The 1,896-nt window shown below is 53.4% G+C and carries 2 protein-coding genes; one reads left to right on the top strand and one right to left on the bottom strand.

What is annotated here, in order from left to right:
- Positions 1-596, bottom strand: a 596-nt coding sequence (locus ABD892_RS05705) for an isocitrate lyase/phosphoenolpyruvate mutase family protein (RefSeq protein ID WP_345194444.1), incomplete at its 3' end; no start/stop codon positions are given.
- 153 nt (positions 597-749) lie between these two features.
- On the opposite strand from ABD892_RS05705, the gene ABD892_RS05710 reads away from it, so the two are divergent.
- A complete protein-coding gene (locus ABD892_RS05710; protein WP_345194445.1) occupies positions 750-1,685 on the top strand; it encodes a LysR family transcriptional regulator in 936 nt (311 codons plus the stop codon).
- The last annotated feature ends 211 nt before the right edge of the window (positions 1,686-1,896 follow it).

The following is a 1,896-nucleotide window of genomic DNA, read 5'->3' on the forward strand; positions in this document are numbered from 1 at the left end:
CACTTCTTGACGGAAGCCAGCTGGTCTTCGAAGTGAACACCGGCCGCACCGGCTTCGATCATGTGCTTCATCAGCTCGTAAGCGTTCAGAACGCCGCCGAAACCGGCTTCTGCGTCAGCAACGATAGGCGCGAACATGTTGGTGTAGTTGTCATCACCCGGGTTCACACCGTTCTTCCACTGGATCTGGTCAGCACGACGGAAGCTGTTGTTGATGCGCTTGATGACAGCAGGAACAGAATCGACTGGGTACAGGGACTGGTCAGGGTACATGCTGCTGGCGCTGTTGTTATCCGCAGCAACCTGCCAGCCAGACAGGTAGATGGCTTCGATACCGGCCTTAACCTGCTGAACCGCCTGACCACCCGTCAGGGCGCCAAGGCAGTTCACATAACCTTTCTTGGCCTGGCCACCGTAAACGAGGTCCCAGAGCTTCTCGGCACCCTGGCGGGCGATGGTGTTTTCGATCTTGACGGAACCGCGCAGGCGTACAACATCTTCCGCGGTGTAGGTACGCTTGACGTTTTTCCAGCGGGGATTCTCGGCCCAGTCCTTCTCAATGCGGGCGATTTCTTCCTGGCGGTTATAGGCAGTCATGCGTTACTCCTGTAGTGATTGATTTTGGTGAACTACATGAACGTGACGAATTCTATGGAGTGTGAGAAAATTTCGGAAATTTATAGTTATTATCTTCGACATAAAAACGATGAATAACAGGCAGGGATGCGCTGACCAGAAGTCGCCAAAAGCATGAATGTATCGAGAATTGATCTGAATTTGCTGGTTTACCTGGATGCGCTGTTGCGGGAGCGAAATGTCACCCGGGCAGCAGACCAGTTAGGTATTACGCAGCCAGCCATGAGTAATGGCCTGCGGCGGTTACGGGACCTGTTTGAAGACCCGCTCCTAGTCAGAACCAGTGATGGTATGACCCCCACAGAGCGCGCCCGTCAGTTACAGCCCATCGTGCGTAATGTTCTGGCTGAGATCGAACAGGCTGTTCAGCCTCGGAAACCCTTTGAAAGTGCCACCAGCCGGCGGGTTTTCCGGATTATGGCCAGTGATTATGCGGAATCAACGCTGATTCCCCAGGTCTTGCGTCAGCTGCGCCTTGAAGCGCCGGATGTAACGCTCGATGTCCTAACGCCCAGCGATGTCAGCTTTCAGGATGTCGAGCGGGGCGGGGTGGATATGGCCATCAATCGTTTTGATGATATGCCCCAATCCTTCCACCAGGCGATCATCTGGGAAGATGACTTTTCCTGCCTGATCAGTCGCAGCAATCCTATTCTGGATGAGTTTATTCTGGAGAATTACCTTGCCGCCCGGCATGTCTGGGTGAGCAAAACCGGTATGGGAGTGGGTGTTGGTGTGAATCCTGAAGATGTGCAGCGGCTGGGTTGGGTCGATGAAGCGCTGGATCGACTGGGAAAGAAGCGAACGATCTCAGTCTTTACCCGACATTATCAGGTGGCTATGCAACTCGTGCGTAATAACGACCTTATTGCGACGCTGCCTACCCGGGCTGCCCGGCTTCAGACTGGTGGTGGTGATCTTGTGGTCCTGGCACCGCCATTTGATATCCCATCCTTTGAGCTGAAAATGGCATGGAGTCCTTTGCTGCAGCAGGACTCTGGGCATCAGTGGCTCAGAAGATTAATAATTTCGCTAGCCCAAAAAATGTAAAAAAGAAAGAAGCCAGCAAGTTGCTGGCTTCTCTATCTACTGGTTCAAGCTAATTGGCTTAGAACTGCTCTTCTTCAGTAGAACCGGTCAGTGCGGTCACAGAAGACTGGCCACCCTGGATAACGGTGGTCATGTCATCGAAGTAACCCGTGCCGACTTCCTGCTGGTGCGCTACAAAGGTGTAACCCTTCTCGGCAGCAGCGAACTCGGG

Origin of the sequence: Kistimonas scapharcae, assembly GCF_039540975.1 — a bacterium.
GTDB classification, from domain to species: Bacteria; Pseudomonadota; Gammaproteobacteria; order Pseudomonadales; family Endozoicomonadaceae; genus Kistimonas; species Kistimonas scapharcae.

Coding starts and splice junctions, on each gene's coding strand:
- ABD892_RS05710 (WP_345194445.1), top strand. CDS start 750: ATGAATGTATCGAGAATTGATCTGAATTTGCTGGTTTACCTGGATGCG.